This window comes from Cupriavidus sp. CER-90, assembly GCF_057652055.1.
Genome location: NZ_JBYGYM010000002.1, coordinates 2,438,380 through 2,458,846, shown reverse-complemented (window position 1 = coordinate 2,458,846; position 20,467 = coordinate 2,438,380). Strand labels below are relative to the sequence as shown.

The following is a 20,467-nucleotide window of genomic DNA, read 5'->3' as shown; positions in this document are numbered from 1 at the left end:
GGTCGCGATTGTACCGGGCGCCCTGCCCCGCCCGGCATCCGCACCGCACCCGTCGCGGAGGGATCGGACATGGAAGTACATTTGACGGCACAATAGCGGCCAACACCGTACGAGGAGCCCACTCATGATCCGCCGCACGCTGCTGCAAGCATCCCTTTCGATGGCGCTGAGCGCCGCCGCGCTGACGCTGGTCCCCATCCACGCCGCCCACGCGGAAGACCTGCGCATCGGCCTGGCCGCCGACGTCACGTCGATGGACCCCCACTGGAACAACGCGGGCCCCAACAACGCCATCGCGCTTCATATCTTCGAGTCGCTGGTGTTCATGGACAAGAACGCCCGCTACATTCCCGGCCTGGCGCTGTCCTGGAAGCCGGTCAACGCCATCACCTGGGAAATCAAGCTGCGTCCCAACGTGAAGTGGCACGACGGTTCGCCGTTCACGAGCGAAGACGTCAAGGCGTCGCTGGAACGCCCCGAGAAGCTGACCAACGCCCCGGGCTCGTTCACCAGCTACACCAAGCCGATTGCCCGCATCGACACGCCCGACGCGCTGACGGTGCGCCTGACGATGAATGTGCCGAACTACGCCAATCTGGCCAACGATCTGAACAGCGTGCCGATCATGCCGAAGAAGATGGCCGCGGATCTGAGCCAGGCCGACTTCGACTCGGGCAAGGCCATGATCGGCACCGGGCCGTACAAGTTCGTGCGCTTCGCGCGGGGCCAAGAAATCGTGATGCAGCGCAACCCCGACTACTGGGGCCCGAAGCCGGAATTCGACCGCGCCATCTTCCGCATCCTGACCGACAACGGCGCGCGCACCGCCGCGCTGCTGGCGGGCGATGTCGATGTCATCGAGAGCATTCCGGCCGCGGACGTCGCCAAACTTAAGCAAAATCCGAAGTTCAAGATTGAGCAGACCACGTCGTGGCGCACCATCTTCTGGCAGATGGACCAGTCGCGCGACAACCCGCCGTTCGTCACCGACAAGGCCGGCAAGCCGCTGGGCAAGAACCCGTTCAAGGATGTCCGTGTGCGCGCCGCGATCAGCAAGGCGCTAAACCGCGATGCCATCGTCAGCCGCATCATGGAAGGCTTGGCGGTGCCGGCGTCGTCGATCGTCTCGCCGCAGATCTTCGGCCATCCGGGCACCAGGCCCGACGCCTATGACGTGGAAGGCGCGAAGAAGCTGCTGGCCGAGGCCGGCTATCCGGATGGCTTCGCGCTGACGCTGCACGCCACCAACAATCGCTACCTGAACGACGCCCAGGTGGCGCAGGCCACCGCCGGCATGCTGACGCGCATCGGCATCCAGACCAAGGTCGAAACGCTGCCCGTGGCCGCCTACTTCACGCGCGCGCGCCAGGGGGATTTCGCGTTCGAGATGCTGGGCTGGGGCTCGGCCGCCGCCGACGTCGCGCTACGCTCGATCACCGGCACGCCAAACCCGAAGACCGGCTATGGCACGTGGAACTGGGGCAAGTACAGCAATCCGAAGCTGGATCAGCTGATCGAGAAATCGCTGACCACGGTGTCGAGCGACAAGGACCGCGAGCAGAACGCCCGCACGGCCGCGAAATTCGCGCTGGAAGACCACGCGATCATCCCGTCGCACAGCCAGCTGGCGATGTGGGCCATGCGCAAGGGCCTGAAGTACGAGGCGCGCACCGACGAATGGTCGCTGGCGCAGTTCTTCCACAAGGAGTGAGAGACGCTTTGCTCCCCTCTCCAGCCTGGCGGGAGAGGGGCTGGGGGAGAGGGCGTTGAGGGTCACGTTGCGACTTGTCGTAGATTGAACCGCCGGCCCTCTCCCCCGACCCAACGTGGGAGAGCGCAGCCTTCCCTCAGATCACCAGCCGTTCTTCCTGCCGCGCATTCGCCGCGCGCAGTTTCCTGACCCAATCCCGGGCCGGCAGGCGGGTCGAAGCCTCGACCACATCGGCCCTGGCTTCCAGCGTTTGCCATGACACATCGATTGGCGGGCCGTTGAACGCCAGCGCGATGATGTTGCCGTCGTGCACCTCCGGGAACACCAGCACGCGATTGTCGAAGGCGTCGCAAATCCGTTCGATGTTCTTCGGGAAGCTGTCGTGGTCGCCGAACAGGTTGATGGTCATCACGCCGGGCGCCTTCAGCACACGGCGGCAGGCACGGTAGAACGCCGTGGTGTCCAGCACCGGCCCACGTGCCGTGGCGTCGTACAGGTCCACCTGCAGCGCGTCGATGGCGGCGGTATTGGCGCCATCCATCACGAAATCCCAGGCGTCCTGCTCGCGCACGGTCAGCCGCGCATCGTCCTCGCGCAGGCCGAACATGCTCCGGCCCGCCACGATCACGGCCGGGTTCAGTTCGACAGCCGTCACCTTTGCCTTGGCGAAATGGCGATGGCAGAACTTGGTCAGCGCCGCCGCGCCCAGGCCCAGCTGCGCCACATGGAAATCGGCCGACGACGGCGACTGGAACAGCAGCCAGGCCATCATCTGCTGCGCGTATTCCAGTTCGATGGCTTCGGGCTTGCGCAGGCGCATGGCGCCCTGCACCCACTCGGTACCGAAATGCAGGTAGCGCACCCCGTCCATCTCGGAAAACGTCACCGGCGCAAAGCGCGGCGTCATGCGCTTTTCGTCGGCGTCCTTGGAAAGGTTCTTGCGCGAGGACTCACGGTTGCCGCGTGCGGGGCGGCGCGAGGCCACCGCCTCGATCGATTTGCGTTTCAGAAGCGTCATGGAAGAAAGAATTGCGCCCAGGGCGCGGATCATTGGCCCAGCGCGGCTTGCGCACGCTGCAGCCATTCGCGATTGTGTTCGCGGGCATGACGCGGCCAGTGGCGCGCGTCATGAACGATTTCGGAATACAGCGACTTCGCGCGCTCGCGGTCGGCCGCATCGGGCTGCTTCGCCAGCCAGTCGGCGAACAGGCAGCGCGCGGCCACGTCGCTGGCATTGGTCAGCGCGCGCTCGAAGGCATCGCGCGTGCCGGGCGCACCCTGCGCGGCCAGTGCCTGGGCGTAGAGCAGCGACGGATCGGCTTGTTCGCGCGCACGGGGATTGCCCGCGAACAGCTTTTCCAGCGTGACCTGGGCCTCGGCATGACGGCCCGTGGCCAGTTGCGCGCGGGCCAGCCCTTCCAGCAGCGCCGGGTCGGAGGCAAACGGGCCATTGGCCGCGGCTTCGTAGTGCTCCAGCGCCTCGGCCGGATGGCCTGCATTGAGCAGCGCAGCCCCCAGGCGCATGCGATGGTCGACAGTCGGCGCGCGGTCGAACGCCTGGCGGGCCTCCCGCACGGCGCGGCCCGGGTCGACGATCTGGCCGATGGCGCGCCTGGCCACCTGCGCACCGCGGGTCTGGCGCAGGCCCGGCAGGTAGATCGCAAAGAAATAGACAACGCTGCCGAGCCCCGGGAAGAGGAACAGCAACAGCAGCCAGTACATGTTCTGGTGGGTGCGGACGGCATGCACGGCAAAGAAGATCGCCACGATGACATGCAGGCCGATGCCGCCAATACCGCCGAAACCGAGCGAAGACAACATGGGAATCCAGTAAGGTGCGGGGGCGTCCGATACGCCGGACAGCCGCGATTGTGACAGATGCCGATCAGACCGCGCCCGCATCGCTAAAGTTTTCACGATGAATGGCCGAAGAAGGATGTGGGCTCTCTCTTCGATCGGACTCCAACAATGACAACCATCAGCAGCGTTACCCCTCAGGTCATGGTGGCCAGTGACGCGACGGTCACCAACACCCGCCGCTTCACGCAACCCACCGAAGACACCGCCGCGCAGACTGGCGACGGCCAGGCCACCGGCGCCTCCCAGGGCGCATCGGCTTCGGGCTCCGCCTCGTCGTCCAACGCCGGCGGCCGCATCGCGGGCCCGGCTGGCGCGGGCAAGCCCGGCGGCGCAGCCGACGCGCAAGGCAGCAGCGACGACAGCGAATCGGCCGTGATCAAGGCCCTGAAGCAGCAGATCGAAGCCCTGCAGAAGCAACTGGCCGCCCAGATGGCCCAAATTCAGGCCGCCCAGGCCGCCCCGACCGACGACCAGACCAAGGCCACCACGGTGGCCACGCTGCAAGCCGGCGCGACGGCCACCCAGGCCGCCCTGTCCGAAGCCATGGCCAAGCTGACCGAGGCCTACAAGCAAGCCACGGGCACCAGCACCGGCAACAACGTCAATACGACGGCCTGAACGGCCGCATCTTTTCTCTCTTCGAGAGGCCCGACGTTCCGGCCGGAACTGGTGTTCCGGCCGGACGCTTTTCCCTCCCTCTCCCTCCCCCGATCCCTCGCCGTTCCGGCCGCCCGCGCACCGCCGCTTGCCCGGCAAACCGAGTTGTAACACCGCTTGATCTTCATTTAACCAATGCGTTAAATGACCACATGCCCAATGTGACCGATCCCCTTTCATCCGTGTTTGCCGCGCTGGCCGATCCCACGCGGCGCGCGATTCTGGCGCGGCTGGCGCAAGGCGAGGCGCCTGTCAGCGAATTGGCGCGGCCGTTCGACATGTCGGCGCCGGCCATTTCCCGGCATCTGCGCGTGCTGGCCGATGCCGGGCTGATCGAGCGTGAGGTCAATGCACGCTGGCGCATCTGCCATCTGCGGCCGGGCGCGCTGCGCGATGCGCACGGCTGGCTGGAGACCTACCGGCGGCACTGGGAAGACAACCTCGACAGGCTGGTGGCTTTTGTCGAGCAGGCGCAATCCGACACCGATGTCACAACGAAGCAGGGGAACAAGTCATGAGCGAAGCCGCGACCTTTCATCTGGAAATGACCCGTCAGATCCGCGCCCCGCGCGAGCGCGTGTTCGATGCCTTCACCGACCAGGCCGCGCTGGCCACCTGGCATTGCCCGCGCGGCATGACCGTGCTCGAAGCGCGTGCCGATGCCCGGGTAGGCGGGGCATACCGGCTGGTGATCGGCGCCCGGGACGGCGAGCAGCACATCGTCAACGGCCAGTACCAGACGCTCGACCGGGCCAACTTCCTGGCGTACACGTGGGAATGGGAAGGCGGCGCCGAACTGCCGGCCGGCCTGCGCACGCTGATCGAGGTGACGCTGACCGACAGGGACGGCGGCACCCACATGCATATGCGGCACAGCGGCTTCCCCGATACGGCGATGCGCGATGCCCATGTCAGCGGCTGGCAGTCGGTGTTCAACAACCTCGTCGATTACCTGGACCCGGAGGGCAGCGCCGGCACGCTGACCGTCTACGGCGACGCCCGCAGCACCTATGTGCGCACCGTGCGCCTGGCGCTGGAAGAGAAGGGGCTGCGTTACAAGCTGGACCCGGTCACGCCGCGCGACGAGGCGTTGCTGGCCCATAACCCGTTCGGCCGCATTCCGGCCTTCGCCGACGGCCCGATCGCGTTCTACGAAACCCGGGCCATCCTGAGCTATATCAACGAGGTCTTCGGCGGCACCAACCTGATTCCGCAGACCGGCCCCACCGCCCGCGCGCGCTGCGAGCAATGGATCAGCCTGATCAACTGCCACGCCTACGACACGATGGTGCGCCGCTACGTGCTGCAGTACGTGTTTCCAAAGGGTGAAAACGGCCAGCCCGACCGCCAGACCATCGACGCCGCCGTGCCGGAAATGGCCAAACAGCTAGATGCGCTGGAACAGGCTTACGGTGGCCGGGATTTCCTGGTAGGCAATGCGTTGTCGATGGCCGACCTGTTCTTCGCGCCGATCGTCGAGTATCTGGGGATGTTTCCGGAAAGCCAGGCGCTGCTGGAGACGCGACCGAATATCCGGCGCGGCCATGCCGTCATGCGTGCGCGGCCCAGCTATGCGGCGACGCAGCCAAAGTTTGAATAACCGCCTAGCGCACTAGGCCAGCCACTCGCGCAGCGCCTGCCACGCAATCAGCTTCTGCGCATACGCCAGCGTGTAGGCGGGGCTGCTGGATGGCAGTTTGACGATGGCGTGCGGGTCGCCATGTCCGGCCAGCGCCTTTTCGCCGATCTTTGCCGCGGTGCCGCCGTTGAAGGCAATCGCCCGCAGATTCGGCAGGGTGGCGATCAGGCCGATCAGGTCGTTGCCCTGGTGATCGCGGATGCTGCTGTCGAGGCTGCCTTCGCGGCGCGCCTCGGCCACCACGTCCCACAGGCCCACGCGGTGCCGGCGTAGCGTGGCCAGCCGGCTGTCGTAATCCAGGCTGACCAGGTCCACGCCCAGCACGTCGCTCATCAGGTGCCAGAAGCGGTTCTGCTTGTGGGCGTAGTACTGGGATTGAGCCAGGGAGACTTCGCCCGGCAGGCTGCCGAGCACCAGCACGCGGGTGTGCGGGTCGACGACCGGAGGGAAGCAGCGTTTGGTGGTCATCATTCAGCGTGGTGAGACATGGAGCGGCCCGCCCTCTCCCCCGCCCCTCTCCCGCTCGCGGGAGAGGGGAGAAAACCACCACGAGCACTTGAGGATGCCTTCGGTGTGCTCCCCTCTCCCGCCTGCGGGAGAGGGGCCGGGGGAGAGGGCCAGCGCGTCAAACCACGACCGCGCAGGGATCAGGCCAGCAGGCGGTTCACCCGCTGCACATAGGCTGCCGCGTCGTCGAGCATGCCGCCCTCGGCCAGCAGGGCCTGGTCGAACAGCACGAACACGCGGTCGGTGAAGCCATCGCCTTCGGGCAGGTCGCGCAGCTTCTTCACCAGCGCGTGCTCGGGGTTCAGTTCCAGGATCGGCTGCGCATCGGGCGCCTTCTGGCCGGCCTGCTTCAGCAGGCGTTGCAGATAGCCGCTCATGTCGCCCTCGTCGGACACCAGGCACGACGCCGAATCGGTCAGGCGCAGCGTCACGCGCACGTCCTTGGCCTTGCCTTCCAGCACGGCCTTCGCGCGTTCCACCACGTCCTTCCATTCGGTGGCCGCCTTTTCCTGCTCGGCCTTCTCGGCCTCGTCGGCCAGCGCGCCCAGGTCCAGGTCGCCGCGGGCCACGGACACCAGTTCCTTGCCGTCGAACTCGTGCAGGTACGACAGCATCCATTCGTCCACGCGTTCGGTCAGCAGCACGACCTCGATGCCCTTCTTGCGGAACACTTCCAGATGCGGGCTCGACTTGGCCGCGGCCCACGTATCGGCCGTGACGTAGTAGATCTTGTCCTGGCCTTCCTTCATGCGGCCCACGTAGTCACCCAGCGACACCGACTGCTCGGCCGTGCCGTTGTGGGTCGTGGCAAAGCGCAGCAGCCTGGCGATGCGCTCGGCGTTGGCGTGGTCCTCGCCCATACCCTCCTTGAGCACCTGGCCGAACTGTTCCCAGAACGTCTTGTACTTGGCGCGATCGGCTTCGTCCTCGCTGTCGGCCAGGGCCTCCAGCATCGACAGCACGCGCTTGGTGCAGCCTTCGCGGATGGCCTTCACGTCGCGGCTTTCCTGCAGCAGTTCGCGCGACACGTTCAGCGGCAGGTCGGCCGAATCCACCACGCCCTTGACCCAGCGCAAGTACGACGGCAGCAGCTGGTCGGCGTCGTCCATGATGAACACGCGCTTCACGTACAGCTTCAGGCCGGCCTTGCGGTTGCGGTCCCACAGGTCGAACGGCGCGCGGGCCGGGATGTACAGCAGCTGGGTGTACTCGCTGCGGCCTTCCACGCGGTTGTGCGTCCAGGCCAGCGGCGCCTCGTGATCGTGCGCAATGTGCTGGTAGAACGCCTGGTACTGCTCGTCGGAAATATCGGACTTGTTGCGGGTCCACAGCGCGCTGGCCTGGTTCACGCTTTCCCACTCGCCCGTGGGCTTCTGCTGCTGGGCCTCGGCATCCCACTGCTCCTTGGGCATGCGGATCGGCAGCGAGATGTGGTCCGAATATTTGCGGATGATGTGTTGCAGGCGGTACGACGACAGGAAATCGTCCTCGCCTTCGCGCAGATGCAGCGTGATCGTGGTGCCGCGCTCGGCGCGGTCGATCGCATCGATCGTAAATTCGCCATCGCCGGCGCTTTCCCAGCGCACGGCTTCGTTGGCGGCCAGGCCGGCGCGGCGCGTTTCCACGGTGACCTTGTCCGCGACGATAAAGGCCGAGTAGAAGCCCACGCCGAACTGACCGATCAGCGCGGCGTCCTTCTGCTGGTCGCCCGACAGTTGCTGGAAGAATTCCTTGGTGCCCGAACGGGCGATGGTGCCCAGGTTGCGGATCGCCTCGTCACGGCTCATGCCGATGCCGTTGTCGGTGATCTTCAGCGTGCGGGCGGCCGGGTCGGCTTCGATGCGGATCGCCAGGTCGGCGTCGTTTTCCAGCAGGGCCGGATTCGCAATCGCCTCGAAGCGCAGCTTGTCGGTGGCGTCCGAAGCGTTCGATATCAGCTCGCGCAGGAAGATTTCCTTGTTGCTGTACAGCGAGTGGATCATCAGGTGCAGCAACTGCTTCACTTCCGCCTGGAAGCTCATCGTCTCGTGCGGTGCGGTCATGGTTCTCCTCTTGAAAACGGATCTATGAGCAAGGTGCCCAGCCCCGTGTATCCGGAGCGGGTCGATGGCGCAGGAAATAGGGACGGGAGGGGGCGATTTCAAGCCCCCGCCCGGTGGATCAGGCGCCGGAGCCGGCCGGCAGACCGGACAGGCGCTCCATCTGGCCGGCCAGGAAGCGCAGCATGCCCGGATCGGTGCTGCTGGCCACATTGAAGCGGGTCCAGGTGGACGGCATCTGCGACGGCGAAAACAGGCTGCCCGGCGCGAACAGGTAGCCTTCCTCGTGGCCAGCCGTCGCAATGACATTGGTATCCACGCCGGTATCGGCCCACAGGTACATGCCGGCCACCTGGCCCGGGAAGATGCGCAGGCCCAGCCGCTCGAGCTGCTCGCGCGTCGCGTCGCGGGCACGGTCCAGCCGCACCCGCACGCGCTCGGTGTGCTTGCGGTAGTGCCCCTCGGTCAGCACCTTGTAGACCACACGCTCGTTGATTTCGGGCGTGGCCATGCCCGTCACCAGTTTGCTGTCGGTCAGGGTCACGGCCAGTTCCGGGCTGGCGGCAATAAAGCCCACGCGCAGGTTGGCGGCCAGCGTCTTGGAAAAACTGCCCAGGTAGATCACCCGCCGGAGCTGGTCCAGGCTGGCCAGCCGCGTGGCCGCATGGCCGGGCGGGCACAGGTCGCAATAGATGTCGTCCTCGACGATCGTGAAGCCGTACTGCTCGGCCAGTTGCAGCAGCCGGAACGCCCGCGCGGCGGACAGCGACGTGCCCGTGGGGTTGTGCAGCACCGAATTGACCACCACCAGCTTGGGCTGGTGCGCCTGTGCGATGCGCTCCAGCGCCTCCAGGTCGGGGCCATCGGCCGTGTAGGGCACGCCGATCACATTGGCGCCCTGCGTGGCAAAGCGGGCAAACATCACGAACCAGGCCGGGTCGCCGACCACCACGGTATCGCCCGGATGCAGGAACTGACGCGCGATCAGGTCGAAGGCCTGCGTGATGCCCGAGGTCATCACGATCTGGTCCGGCGTGACGCCGATTTCCAGTTCCTCCAGCCGGGTGCGCAGTTGCTGCCGCAGCGGCAGGAAGCCCATCGGGGTGCCGCTGGACAGGAAATGGCCGCCCGGCTGGCGCCCCAGGCTGCGCATGGCGCCGGACAGCAGCTCGCCATCGAGCCATTCGGTGGGCAGAAACCCCCAGCCCGGTGCCTTGTGGCTCTCGGCCGAGTGGAACATGCTGCGCAGCAGCCAGGTGACGTCCACATTGCGGATGGACGGGGACGCCAGCGGCGCCGCCGCCGGATGCGGCACGCGGTCGCGCACATAGAACCCCGACCCCCGGCGCGATTCCAGGTAGCCCAGGGCCACCAGACGCTCGTAGGCTTCCACCACGGTAAAGCGCGAGATGCCTTTTTCCGACGCCAGCTGGCGGATCGACGGCATCCGCATGCCCGCCCGGAACACCCGCTCGTCGATGCGCAGCCGCGCCCATTCGGTCAGCTGCTCCACCAGCGTCATCTGGGCGGACGGTATGGGATCGGGCAGTTGGGGATGGCCGGCGGCCGGCATCACCAGCCGCAGCGGGCGCGTACCGCCGCCCGAAGTGACATTCGAGGCACTATCATTGCCGCCCTGGCGATTCTTCTGGCTGCCTTCCATGTGGCGCTTCCGCAACTGTACTGAAGACGATTTGCTGAACTGTATCGGTACTGTACCGACAAGCTTGACTACCATCAACCAACGATGAAACTCGCCATTGACCACCTCGTGATTGCCGCCCCCGACCTGGCGTCGGGCGCCGAGCATGTCGCCAACCTGCTTGGCATCGCCCCGCAAGGCGGCGGCGCCCATCCGCGCATGGGCACGCACAACCGCGTGCTGGGGCTGTGTGGCGGGATGTACCTCGAAGTGATCGCGATCGACCCGGCCGCGCCGGCCCCCCACCGCCCGCGCTGGTTCGGGCTGGACAGCGACCTGATCCAGCAACGGCTGCGCGACGGCCCGTTCCTGGCGCACTGGGCGGCCCGCGTGGAGCGCCCCACCGACCTGTCGCGCTGGCAATCGCAGTACCCGGACCGCATCGCCCCGGCCATCCCGATGGATCGCGGCGCGCTGCACTGGCGCCTGACCGTGCCCGACGACGGCAGCCTGCCCGCGTGGCATGGCGAGGCCGCCAGCGCCGGCGATGGCCTGTTCCCGACGCTGATCCAGTGGGACGTGACCAACCACCCCGGCGTCAGCCTGCCGCGCCAGGACCTGGCTCTGCGCCGGCTGCGCGGCCAGCATCCGCATGCGGAACTGCTGCGGCAGGGGCTGGCGTGGCTTGGCGCCGCGCACCTGATCGAGATCGACCAGACCGATGGGCCGCCGCTGCTGACGGCCGACATCGACACCCCAGCGGGCATCAAGACCCTGCGCTGAACCCCAAGACAAGACACACCCAAGGAGCCCCCGATGTCCGCCACCACCGCCAAGCGTTTCGACGACGACGCGTATCTCGATCACTGCCAGGCCACCGTGGTGGCGGTGAGCGACGCGGGCATCGAACTGGACCAGACCGTGTGCTACGCACGCAGCGGCGGGCAGGCCGGCGACACCGGCACGCTGCATACCGCCGACGGCCCGGTGGTGGCGCTGGCCGATACGGTCTACGCCGATGACCGCACCCGCATCCTGCACGTGCCCGCCCCGGATGCGCCCGCGCTGGCCGTGGGCGACCGCGTGGAGGTCAGGATCGACTGGGCGCGCCGCCACCGGCTCATGCGCCTGCATACCTGCCTGCACCTGCTGGGGTCACTGATCCCGGTGCCGGTCACCGGCTGCAGCATCTCGCCCGATTCGGCGCGCATCGACTTCGACCTGCCCGAATCGACGCTCGACAAGGCGGCGCTGACCGCACAGCTCAATGCGCTGATCGACGCGAAGACGCCGGTCAACATCGACCGCATCACGCCCGAGCAACTGGCCGCCCAGCCCGACCTGGTGCGCACCATCGGTGCCGCGCCGCCGGCCGGCACGTCGACCATCCGCATCGTCGACATCCCCGGCGTGGACCGCCAGCCCTGCGGCGGCACGCACGTGGCCAACACCGGCGAGATTGGCGCGATGGTGGTGACCAAGATCGAGAAGAAAAGCCGCACCAACCGGCGCGTGGTCGTCAATTTCGCATGACCGGCGTGGAAACCTGGCTCACGGGCCTGTCGATGGCCCAGTTCCTGGCCTTGGTGACGCTGCTGGCCGTGGGCGCCTTCACGCCCGGCCCGAACACCACCGTGGCGGCCGTGACCGGCGCCAATTTCGGCCTGCGCGCCACCTTGCCGCATTGCATCGGCGTGTCGGTGGGCTTCGCCAGCATCATCGCGCTGTGCGCCACCGGCGTGGGCGCGCTGATCCTGGCCAGCCCGATGCTGGCGGCGGCCATCCGCGTGGTGGGCGTGCTGTACCTGCTCTGGCTGGCGCTGCGTATCGCGCGCAGCACGTCGCTGACCGAAAAGAACGTGCTCAAGCCGATGAACGTCTGGCAATCGATCGCCATGCAATTCGCCAACATCAAGGCGTGGATGATGGCGCTGGCCGTGGCCGCGTCCTATATGGATAACGCGCCATCGCTGGGCCAGCGCGTGCTGCTGGTCAGCACGCTGTTCGCCACCTTCGGCTTCTTCAGCAACGGCGCCTATGGCGTGCTGGGCGCGTCCCTGCGGCAGTGGCTGATGCAGGGCAACCGCGTGCGCTGGTTCAACGGTGCGATGGGGCTGGCACTGGCGCTGACCGCCCTGTGGATGGCCGTGGCCGCCGCACACCCACACTGATGCTCCCGGGATTGCCATGAGCCAGAACCCCTCCCCTCATTCCGGCGGCATGCTGCTGGGCTTTATCGGCGTGGCCATCTTCAGCCAGACGCTGCCGTTCACGCGCATGGCCGTGGCCGAGCTGGATGCCACGTTCGTGGCGCTGGCCCGGGCCGTGGTCGCGGCCGCGCTGGCCCTGGCCTTGCTGGCGGCGCGCGGCGCGCTGGCGCCGTCGAAGCGCCCGCGCGGGCGCCAGTGGCTGCGGCTGGCGGTAACCGCGCTGGGCGTGGTGGTCGGCTTTCCGGTGTTTTCGTCGCTGGCCATGCGCGAAGTGCCGGCCGCGCACGGCGCCATCGTGATCGGCCTGCTGCCGCTGGCCACGGCCGTGTTCGCGGCCTGGTTCGGCAACGAGCGCCCGTCCGCCGGCTTCTGGCTGTCGGCGCTGGCCGGCAGCGCGCTGGTGGTCGGCTTTGCCCTGTGGCAGGGCGCGGGCGGGCTGCAGCACGCCGACTGGTTCCTGTTTCTGGCTGTGGTGCTGGGCGCACTCGGCTATGCCGAAGGCGGCAAGCTGTCGCGCGAACTGGGCGGGCTGGAGACGATTTCCTGGGCGCTGGTGGTGTCGCTGCCGGTGCTGGTACCGGTGGTGGCGTGGCTGACAGTTGGGCACGCGGACGACATTGCCGCCGCGTCGCCGCGCGCGTGGGCCGGCATGGCCTATGTGTCGGTGTTCTCGATGTTCATCGGATTTCTGTTCTGGTACGCCGGGCTTGCAAAAGGCGGCGTGGCCCGCGTAGGCCAGATACAATTGCTCCAGCCGTTCCTCACGCTGGCGGGCGGCGCCGTGATCCTGGCCGAGCCCCTCGATGCCGCCACCGTCGCTTTTGCAGTCGCGGTGATCGCCGTGGTGGCCCTGGGCCGACGCGCCGCCGTGCGCAACACCGCACCCGCCGCGCCACCGGCCGCCGTGGCCGGAGAAACGCCCCCCGTTCTTCCAGGACGCATTCACTGACAGGAGTCACCGCATGTCCGTCTACGACACCCTTGCCAAACTCGGCGTGGAACTGCCCACCGCCGGCGCCCCGGCCGCTGCCTATGTGATGGCCGCGACCACCGGCAACACCGTCTTCCTGTCGGGCCATATCGCCCGCCGCGACGGCAAGCCCTGGGCTGGCAAGCTTGGCAAGGATATCGATACCGCCGCCGGCCAGCAGGCCGCGCGCAGCATCGCCATCGACCTGCTGGCTACGCTGCACGGCCATATCGGCGACCTGAACAAGGTGAAGCGCGTCGTCAAGGTGATGAGCCTGGTGAACTCCACGCCGGAATTCACCGAACAGCACCTGGTCACCAACGGCTGCTCCGAATTCCTGGTCGAAGTGTTCGGCGAGAAGGGCAAGCACGCCCGCAGCGCCTTCGGCGTGGCGCAGATTCCGCTGGGCGCCTGCGTCGAGATCGAGATGATCGTGGAGATCTGAGGCAGCCCCCTGCCTGACCTGACGTACCAGACCGACCAGACTGACCAGAACGACCAGAAACATGGCCGGGCCCACGGGCCCGGCGCCTGAATTCCCCCACCACGAGATCAATCATGAAATGGGCCATCTCCCGCCGGGCGCAGCAACTGACCAGCTCGGCCATCCGCGAAATCCTGAAAGTCACCGAGCGTCCGGAAGTCATTTCGTTCGCCGGCGGCTTGCCCTCTCCGGCGTCGTTCCCGGTAGCGGCCATGGAAGCGGCGGTGGCCCGTGTATTCGCCGATAACCCCCAGGCTGCCTTGCAGTACGCGGCCACCGAAGGCTACCTGCCGCTGCGCGAATTCGTGGCCAGGCGCTACAACGTGGGGGTCGAGCGTGTGCTGATCACCACCGGTTCGCAGCAGGCGCTGGACCTGATCGCCAAGATCATGATCGACCCGGGCAGCCCGGTGCTGGTGGAAACGCCCAGCTACCTGGGCGCGCTGCAGGCGTTCTCGCTGTTCGAGCCGGAATTCGTGTCGATCCCGTCCGACGACCGCGGCCTGATCCCCGAGGCGCTGACGGCCGAACTGACCGCCAACGCGCGCTTCCTGTACGCGCTGCCGAACTTCCAGAACCCCACGGGCCGCCGCCTGCCGCTGGAGCGCCGCCAGGCGCTGGTCAAGCGCGCGCAGGAACTGGGCATCCTGCTGGTGGAAGACGATCCGTACGGTGAACTGAGCTACACCGGCAACACGCTGCCGACGCTGCTGTCGATGAACCCGGACGGCGTGATCTACATGGGCTCGTTCTCGAAGATCCTGGCGCCGGGCATGCGCCTGGGCTTCGTGATCGCCCCGCCCGACCTGCACTTCAAGCTGTGCCAGGCCAAGCAGGCCTCTGACCTGCACACGCCGACCTTCACGCAGCGCATTGCCTACGAGACGGTCAAGGACGGCCTGCTGGACACCCACATCCCGACCATCCGCGCGCTCTACGGCAAGCAGTGCGCCTGCATGCTGGACGCGCTCAAGCGCCACATGCCGGCCGGCGTGACGTGGAATGCGCCCGAAGGCGGCATGTTCATCTGGGTGGAACTGCCGGACGGCCTGAACAGCATGGCCATCCTGGAAGACGCCGTGCGCCGCAACGTGGCCTATGTGCCGGGGGCGCCGTTCTACGCCGGCAACCCGCGCATGAACACGCTGCGCCTGGCCTTCGTGACGGTGCCGCCTGAGCGCATCGAACAGGGCGTGTCGATCCTGGGCGAGCTGTTCCGCGAAGCCATCGCCAAGGCTGCCCCGCAACCGCGCGCGGCCTGAGGATGATGGTCGACATGGATCTGGAAGAGCCGCAAACCATGCTGCGCATCTGGGGCCGCCTGTCGTCGATCAACGTGCAGAAGGTGGTCTGGTGCGCGCGCGAGCTGCACCTGGACCACGAACGCATCGACATCGGCAACCACAAGGGCGAACTTGACGCCGAGGCATACGTCCGCCTGAATCCGAACCGGCTGATCCCGGTGATCGAGGATTTCCGCGACACCGACGTGGCCGGCGAGCCGTTCGTGCTGTGGGAGTCGAATGCGATCGTGCGCTACCTGTGCGCTCGCTATGGCGAAGACACGCTGTGGCCGTCGGACGTCAAGGCGCGCGCGTCGGCCGACCGCTGGATGGACTGGCAGACCACCACCTTCAGCCCGGCCATGGTGCAGGCCTTCCTGCAGATGGTCCGCATGCCCGAAGACCAGCGCGACCAGGCCGTGATCGACAAGTCGTGCGAGCGCACCGAGCCGCTGGCGCAGATGCTGGACGCCGCGCTGGCGGACCGCGAGTTCATCGGCGGCGACCGTTTCACGATGGCCGACATCTCGCTGGCCTGCGCCGCGCATCGCTGGTTGGGCACGCCCGTCCCGCATGCGCCACGGCCCAACCTGGAACGCTGGCTTGCCGCCATGCGTGCCCGCCCGGCGGCCCTGAGCATCCTGGTGCTGCCGCTGAAGTAGATCATTGCGCCTGCTTGTCGCCGTGGTGATGCGCTCCCCTCTCCCACACCGCGGGAACGGGGAGCCATACCACTACACCAGCCCCAGCAATCCCGCCCCCGCACCGAGGGCCACCAGCAGCAGCGGGTGGATCTTCGTCTTCAGCATCAGGCCCACTGTCAGCAGCGTCACCGCCACGGCCGTCCAGGTATGGTCGACGCTGGTGGCCAGCACCCATCCCGTGGACATCAGCAGGCCGATGGTCAGCGCCGACAGGCCGCGCTTGATCAGCACCGGCCAGACCGCGTGCGGCGCGCGTCCGGCGAAGTATTCGAAGCCCAGCGCGATCACGCTGGACGGGCCGCAGATGCCGAGCATCGACGCGAACGCGCCACCCGCGCCGGCCACCTGCCAGCCGAACAGCGCCACGAACAGGATGTTCGGCCCCGGCGATGCCTGCGAGATGGCGTAGAGCGCGGCGAACTGCTCGTCGGTCATCCAGTGGTTGGCTTCCACCAGATACCGGTGCATGTCGGGGATCACCGTGCCGCCGCCGCCCACGGCCAGCAGCGACAGCATGCCGAAGTGGCCCAGCAGGTCGCGCAGGATGTCGGGCGATGCCATCATGCCCCCTTGCGCATGGCGCGGTATTCCAGCACCAGCGCCACGGGCACCAGCACGGCCATGACCGGCAGCAGCGGCCAGCGCAGCCAGCCGATGGCCAGGAACGCGGCCACGCCCACAACGAGGGCGCGCACCGAACGCGACTGGCTCTGCGCCAGCTTCACGCCCGTCGACAACACCAGCCCGGCCGCCACGGCCGTCATGCCGGCCAGCATCTGCCGCACCTGCGGCACGTCCTGGTAGCGCAGGTACAGGCCCATCGCGCACAGCACCACCACCATCGGCACGAACACCAGCCCGCTGAACGCCGCCAGGGCGCCGCGCAGGCCGGCGAAGCGCAGGCCTAGCATCAACGCCAGATTGATGACGTTCGGCCCCGGCAGCACCTGTCCCAGACTGAGTATTTCGACGAAATCGCGATCATCGAGCCAGCGGTTGCGCTCCACCACCGAGCGCCGCACGAACGGCAGCACGCCGCCGAAGCCGGACAGCCCCATGCGGGCAAACTCGAAAAACAGGGTACGGGCGCTGGGAGGCGGGGCGAGCGTCGGCTCGACAAGCAGGGGCGTGGAGGACATGACCGTGACGGTGATCGCCTGCCGTGCGGAATGGGCAGGGTGCCGACATGGTACGGCAGATACTGGCCGCCGGGCGGGCCCGAGGCATCACGAAACGGCAAGAGGGGGTCGCGGTTGGCGATGGCAGCCTGGATGACCGGTGACCGGCTCCCCTCGCCCATGTATGGGAGAGGGGTTGGGGGAGAGGGCGTCGAGGTTCTGCTTGCCGACCCGTGGCAAGTTGAACCGCCTGCCCTCTCCCCCGGCCCCTCTCCCGCGTGCGGGAGAGGGGAGCGAACCCGCAGGGGTTCGGACCGGGGGGGTTCGGACCGGGATAGTCCTTGCGCGTCCGCTTACTCGGGCGCCTTCACCGGCTCCAGCTTCACATCCTTCAGGCGCGGCTCGATGGCCTTGCCCTTGCGGGCGCGCTTGCCCACGTACGGCAGCAGCGTCTTGCCGGCCAGCTTCTGAGGCGGCAGCTTGCCGCCGCGCACGCCGGTGCCCGAGATCATCAGGCCAGGCGCGCCCACCGGCACGGCCTGTTCCAGGGCTTCCTTCGGTTCCAGTTCCATGAGGATCACGCCGCGGCCGCCGGCCGACAGCACCTTGACCTCGTCCAGCCCCACCAGCAGCAGGCGGCCATTGGCCGAGAAGCACGCGACATGCGTGGCTTCGTCGCCAACCGGCGCCGGCTGCAGGATGGCGTCGCCGTCGTCGAGTGTGATGAACGCCTTGCCGCCCTTCTGGCGGCTGATCATGTCGCCGACCTTCGTGACAAAGCCATTGCCGCCGGCCGTGGCAATCAGCATGCGCTGCTCGGCGCCGCCCGCGAACGTGTGGGCGATCTGCGAGCCTGCGGCCAGGTCGATCAGCGTGGTCACCGGCACGCCATCGCCGCGCCCGCCCGGCAGGCTGGAGACGGCCACCGAGTAGACCCGGCCATTGCTGCCGAACGCCAGCATGGTATCGACCGTGCGGCACTCGAACGTGGCGTAGAGGCTGTCGCCCGCCTTGAACGTGAACTGCGACGGATCGTGGCCGTGGCCCTGGCGCGTGCGCACCCAGCCCTTGCCCGACATGATCACCGTCACCGGCTCGTCGATCACCTTCATTTCGGCCGCGGCGCGGGTGGCTTCCTGGATCAGCGTGCGGCGCGGGTCCTTGTCTTCGGGGCTGTACTGCTTGGCGTCCTGCTCGATCTCCTTGATGATCTTGCGACGCATCATGGTCTCGGACTTCAGCAGCACGTCCAGCTCGGCCTGTTCGTCTCGCAGTTTCGCCAGTTCCTGTTCGATCTTGATCGCTTCCAGCCGTGCCAGCTGGCGCAGGCGGATTTCCAGGATGTCCTCGGCCTGCCGGTCGCTCAGGCGGAACGCCTCGATCAGCGCCGGCTTGGGGTCGTCGCTTTCGCGGATGATGCGGATCACCTCGTCGATGTTCAGCAGCACCAGCATCCGCCCTTCCAGGATATGGATGCGGTCTTCCACCTTGTTCAGCTGGAAGCGCGTGCGGCGCGTGACGGTGGCGAAGCGGAATTCGATCCACTCGCGCAGGATTTCCTGCAGGCCCTTCTGGCGCGGACGCCCATCGGTGCCGATCATCACCAGGTTGATCGGCGCGCCCGACTCCAGGCTGGTATGCGCCAGCAGCGTCTGGATGAATTCCTGCTGGTCGGTGTTCTTGCTCTTGGGCTCGAACACCAGGCGCACCGGGGCGTCCTTGCCCGATTCGTCGCGCACGGCGTCCAGCACGGCCAGCATCGTGGTCTTGAGCTGGGTCTGCTCGGGCGTCAGCGCCTTCTTGCCGGCGCGGATCTTCGGGTTGGTGATTTCCTCGATTTCCTCGAGCACCTTCTGCGCCGACGTGTTCGGCGGCAGTTCGGTCACCACCAGCTGCCACTGGCCGCGCGCCATCTCCTCGATGGTCCAGCGCGCGCGCACCTTCAGGCTGCCGCGGCCGTTCTCGTAGATCTGGGCGATTTCCGACGCGGGCGAGATGATCTGACCGCCGCCCGGATAGTCGGGGCCCGGCAGGATCGCCAGCAGTTCGGCCAGCGAGATGTTCGGGTTGCGGATCATCGCCACGGCCGCGCCAGCCACCTCGCGCAGGTTGTGCGGCGGGATTTCGGTCGCCATGCCCACGGCAATGCCCGATGCGCCGTTCAGCAGCACGAACGGCAGGCGCGCGGGCAACAGCTTGGGCTCTTCTTCCGAACCGTCGTAGTTGGGCAGGAAGTCCACCGTGCCCATGTCGATCTCGTCGAGCAGCAGGCGCGAGATCGGGGTCAGGCGGGCTTCGGTGTAGCGCATGGCCGCCGCGCCGTCGCCGTCGCGCGAGCCAAAGTTGCCCTGGCCGTCGATCAGCGGATAGCGCAGCGAGAAGTCCTGCGCCAGGCGCACCAGCGCGTCATAGGCCGACTGGTCGCCGTGGGGGTGGAATTTACCGAGCACCTCGCCGACCACGCGGGCCGACTTCACGGGCTTGGCGTCGGCGCGCAGCCCCATGGCCGCCATCGCATAGAGAATGCGGCGCTGCACGGGCTTCTGGCCGTCCGCCACTTCGGGCAGGGCGCGCCCCTTGACCACGCTCACGGCGTAATCCAGGTAGGCGCGCTCGGCGTACCGCGCGAGCGTCAGCGAATCGGCCGGCTCTTCGGGCCGAAAAGTAGTATCTGCTTGATCCATGGTTGGCAAGGGTTCGGCATGCCGGGCGCGGGCGCCGGACATCCCGCTTGTTTGCGGTCAGCGTGGGATTCTAAAGGAAGTGGATGACGATGCCGCCGGAAATAGCGCCCGGAAACCGGCCAGACGGCATCAGGGCATCGGCCGGCGACCGCCGCCGATCACCATGCGCACGCGGTCTGCCGCCGCGCCGGTACGGATCACGCCGCCCGCCGCGGGCTGGTACAGACGGTAGAACTCCAGCACGGTGCTCACGTACTGGCGGGTCTCGGGGTAAGGCGGAATCTGGTTGTTGTAACGCTGCACCGCGCCTTCGCCGGCGTTGTACGCGGCCAGCACCAGTTCCAGGTTGTTCGGGAACAGCTCCATCAGGAAGCGCAGGTAGCGCACGCCCGCCGAGATATTCAGCCTGGGGTCGGCCAGCTTCTGCTCCACCGTCCGGCGGCCGTCCGCGGCAATGCCGAAGCGCGTGCCGGTATCGGGAATGACCTGCATCAGCCCGATGGCGCCCTTGGGCGATACGGCCGCCGGGTTGAAGCCGCTTTCCACGGCCATCACGGCCTTGACCAGCGCCGGGTCCACGTTCTGGGCCCCGGCCACCTGCGCGATGATCGGATCGACCGTGCGCAGGTTCGGGTGGTTGAGCAGGGACTGGAACAGCTTGTCGCGCGACGGGCCGGTCTTGTCCGGCAGCGTGATCACGCCCCGGTGGCCCAGGTTGCCCGAATCGAACTGGCCGCCGTCCTTCATGAACAGCTTGTAGCGGTCGTCGAGCCTGGTATCGGCGAAATGGGCCACGCCCTCGCCGTCGATATAGCCCCACAGCGCCGCATGGGCCGGCGCGGCGATGCCGAACGTGCCGAGCACGGCCAGCGTGCCGGCCAGGCGCTTCGCCTGTGCCTGGAGCCGCCTGATCCGCTGTTGCCCTGCGCGTTCCTGCATCGCCGTTCCTCCAGATCCGG

At 67.4% G+C, this 20,467-nt stretch carries 20 protein-coding genes; 11 read left to right on the top strand and 9 right to left on the bottom strand.

All coding sequences use genetic code 11. The features are described 5' to 3' along the window. Positions 1-124: 124 nt before the first annotated feature. The gene (locus tag AC24R4_RS21875; RefSeq protein ID WP_400395869.1) at positions 125-1,711 is read left to right on the top strand and encodes an ABC transporter substrate-binding protein; all 1,587 of its coding nucleotides are present in this window, start codon (positions 125-127) and stop codon (positions 1,709-1,711) included. A 136-nt stretch (positions 1,712-1,847) separates the two neighbouring features. On the opposite strand, the gene AC24R4_RS21870 is transcribed toward AC24R4_RS21875, so the two are convergent. Next, on the bottom strand, positions 1,848-2,729 hold the full coding sequence (locus AC24R4_RS21870; protein WP_400395871.1) for a class I SAM-dependent methyltransferase: 882 nt from the start codon (positions 2,727-2,729) through the stop codon (positions 1,848-1,850). Between the two features lie 29 nt (positions 2,730-2,758). Beyond that, positions 2,759-3,532 carry a tetratricopeptide repeat protein gene (locus AC24R4_RS21865; RefSeq protein ID WP_400395872.1) on the bottom strand — a complete coding sequence of 258 codons (774 nt, stop codon included), beginning with the start codon at positions 3,530-3,532 and terminating at the stop codon, positions 2,759-2,761. Positions 3,533-3,679: 147 nt separating this feature from the next. On the opposite strand from AC24R4_RS21865, the gene AC24R4_RS21860 reads away from it, so the two are divergent. The 3 genes from AC24R4_RS21860 (at position 3,680) to AC24R4_RS21850 (ending at position 5,828) form a co-directional block, all read left to right on the top strand. Then, positions 3,680-4,189 carry a hypothetical protein gene (locus AC24R4_RS21860; protein ID WP_487523608.1) on the top strand — a complete coding sequence of 170 codons (510 nt, stop codon included), beginning with the start codon at positions 3,680-3,682 and terminating at the stop codon, positions 4,187-4,189. Between the two features lie 191 nt (positions 4,190-4,380). After that, on the top strand, positions 4,381-4,746 hold the full coding sequence (locus AC24R4_RS21855) for an ArsR/SmtB family transcription factor (RefSeq protein WP_400396745.1): 366 nt from the start codon (positions 4,381-4,383) through the stop codon (positions 4,744-4,746). Continuing rightward, complete coding sequence (locus tag AC24R4_RS21850) at positions 4,743-5,828, top strand: SRPBCC domain-containing protein (protein ID WP_400396742.1); 1,086 nt, start codon at positions 4,743-4,745, stop codon at positions 5,826-5,828. The genes AC24R4_RS21855 and AC24R4_RS21850 overlap by 4 nt, the downstream gene beginning before the upstream one ends. Before the next feature lie 12 nt (positions 5,829-5,840). On the opposite strand, the gene AC24R4_RS21845 is transcribed toward AC24R4_RS21850, so the two are convergent. The 3 genes from AC24R4_RS21845 to AC24R4_RS21835 form a co-directional block, all read right to left on the bottom strand. Further along, positions 5,841-6,335 carry a DNA-deoxyinosine glycosylase gene (locus AC24R4_RS21845; protein WP_487523972.1) on the bottom strand — a complete coding sequence of 165 codons (495 nt, stop codon included), beginning with the start codon at positions 6,333-6,335 and terminating at the stop codon, positions 5,841-5,843. A gap of 179 nt (positions 6,336-6,514) precedes the next feature. After that, complete coding sequence (htpG, locus tag AC24R4_RS21840) at positions 6,515-8,416, bottom strand: molecular chaperone HtpG (RefSeq protein WP_400393425.1); 1,902 nt, start codon at positions 8,414-8,416, stop codon at positions 6,515-6,517. A 118-nt stretch (positions 8,417-8,534) separates the two neighbouring features. Further along, complete coding sequence (locus tag AC24R4_RS21835) at positions 8,535-10,076, bottom strand: aminotransferase-like domain-containing protein (RefSeq protein WP_400393427.1); 1,542 nt, start codon at positions 10,074-10,076, stop codon at positions 8,535-8,537. 84 nt (positions 10,077-10,160) lie between these two features. Between AC24R4_RS21835 and AC24R4_RS21830 the strand changes: the two genes are divergently transcribed. The 7 genes from AC24R4_RS21830 to AC24R4_RS21800 all read left to right on the top strand — a co-directional run bounded on the left by AC24R4_RS21830 (position 10,161) and on the right by AC24R4_RS21800 (position 15,664). Beyond that, positions 10,161-10,838 carry a VOC family protein gene (locus AC24R4_RS21830; protein WP_400393429.1) on the top strand — a complete coding sequence of 226 codons (678 nt, stop codon included), beginning with the start codon at positions 10,161-10,163 and terminating at the stop codon, positions 10,836-10,838. 33 nt (positions 10,839-10,871) lie between these two features. Next, on the top strand, positions 10,872-11,588 hold the full coding sequence (locus tag AC24R4_RS21825) for an alanyl-tRNA editing protein (RefSeq protein WP_400393431.1): 717 nt from the start codon (positions 10,872-10,874) through the stop codon (positions 11,586-11,588). Continuing rightward, on the top strand, positions 11,585-12,226 hold the full coding sequence (locus AC24R4_RS21820) for a LysE family translocator (protein ID WP_400393433.1): 642 nt from the start codon (positions 11,585-11,587) through the stop codon (positions 12,224-12,226). Before AC24R4_RS21825 ends, AC24R4_RS21820 begins: the two co-directional genes overlap by 4 nt. Positions 12,227-12,242: 16 nt before the next feature. After that, positions 12,243-13,214, top strand: coding sequence for a DMT family transporter (locus tag AC24R4_RS21815; protein ID WP_400393435.1), 972 nt, complete (start codon positions 12,243-12,245; stop codon positions 13,212-13,214). 13 nt (positions 13,215-13,227) lie between these two features. Continuing rightward, positions 13,228-13,680, top strand: a complete 453-nt coding sequence (locus AC24R4_RS21810) for a RidA family protein (RefSeq protein WP_153945478.1) — start codon at positions 13,228-13,230, stop codon at positions 13,678-13,680. 113 nt (positions 13,681-13,793) lie between these two features. Beyond that, entirely contained in the window at positions 13,794-14,981 is a 1,188-nt protein-coding gene (locus AC24R4_RS21805; protein ID WP_400393437.1) for an aminotransferase-like domain-containing protein, read from the top strand. A gap of 38 nt (positions 14,982-15,019) precedes the next feature. Beyond that, a complete protein-coding gene (locus tag AC24R4_RS21800; protein WP_400393441.1) occupies positions 15,020-15,664 on the top strand; it encodes a glutathione S-transferase family protein in 645 nt (214 codons plus the stop codon). 72 nt (positions 15,665-15,736) lie between these two features. Here the strand turns inward: AC24R4_RS21800 and AC24R4_RS21795 are convergent, their stop codons facing one another. The 4 genes from AC24R4_RS21795 to AC24R4_RS21780 all read right to left on the bottom strand — a co-directional run bounded on the left by AC24R4_RS21795 (position 15,737) and on the right by AC24R4_RS21780 (position 20,447). Continuing rightward, complete coding sequence (locus tag AC24R4_RS21795) at positions 15,737-16,267, bottom strand: chromate transporter (RefSeq protein ID WP_092594577.1); 531 nt, start codon at positions 16,265-16,267, stop codon at positions 15,737-15,739. Continuing rightward, on the bottom strand, positions 16,267-16,845 hold the full coding sequence (locus AC24R4_RS21790) for a chromate transporter (protein WP_400393439.1): 579 nt from the start codon (positions 16,843-16,845) through the stop codon (positions 16,267-16,269). The genes AC24R4_RS21795 and AC24R4_RS21790 overlap by 1 nt, the downstream gene beginning before the upstream one ends. 332 nt (positions 16,846-17,177) lie before the next feature. Beyond that, entirely contained in the window at positions 17,178-19,508 is a 2,331-nt protein-coding gene (parC, locus tag AC24R4_RS21785; protein ID WP_400394465.1) for a DNA topoisomerase IV subunit A, read from the bottom strand. 129 nt (positions 19,509-19,637) lie between these two features. Beyond that, complete coding sequence (locus AC24R4_RS21780) at positions 19,638-20,447, bottom strand: lytic transglycosylase domain-containing protein (RefSeq protein ID WP_400394466.1); 810 nt, start codon at positions 20,445-20,447, stop codon at positions 19,638-19,640. Positions 20,448-20,467 lie beyond the last annotated feature (20 nt).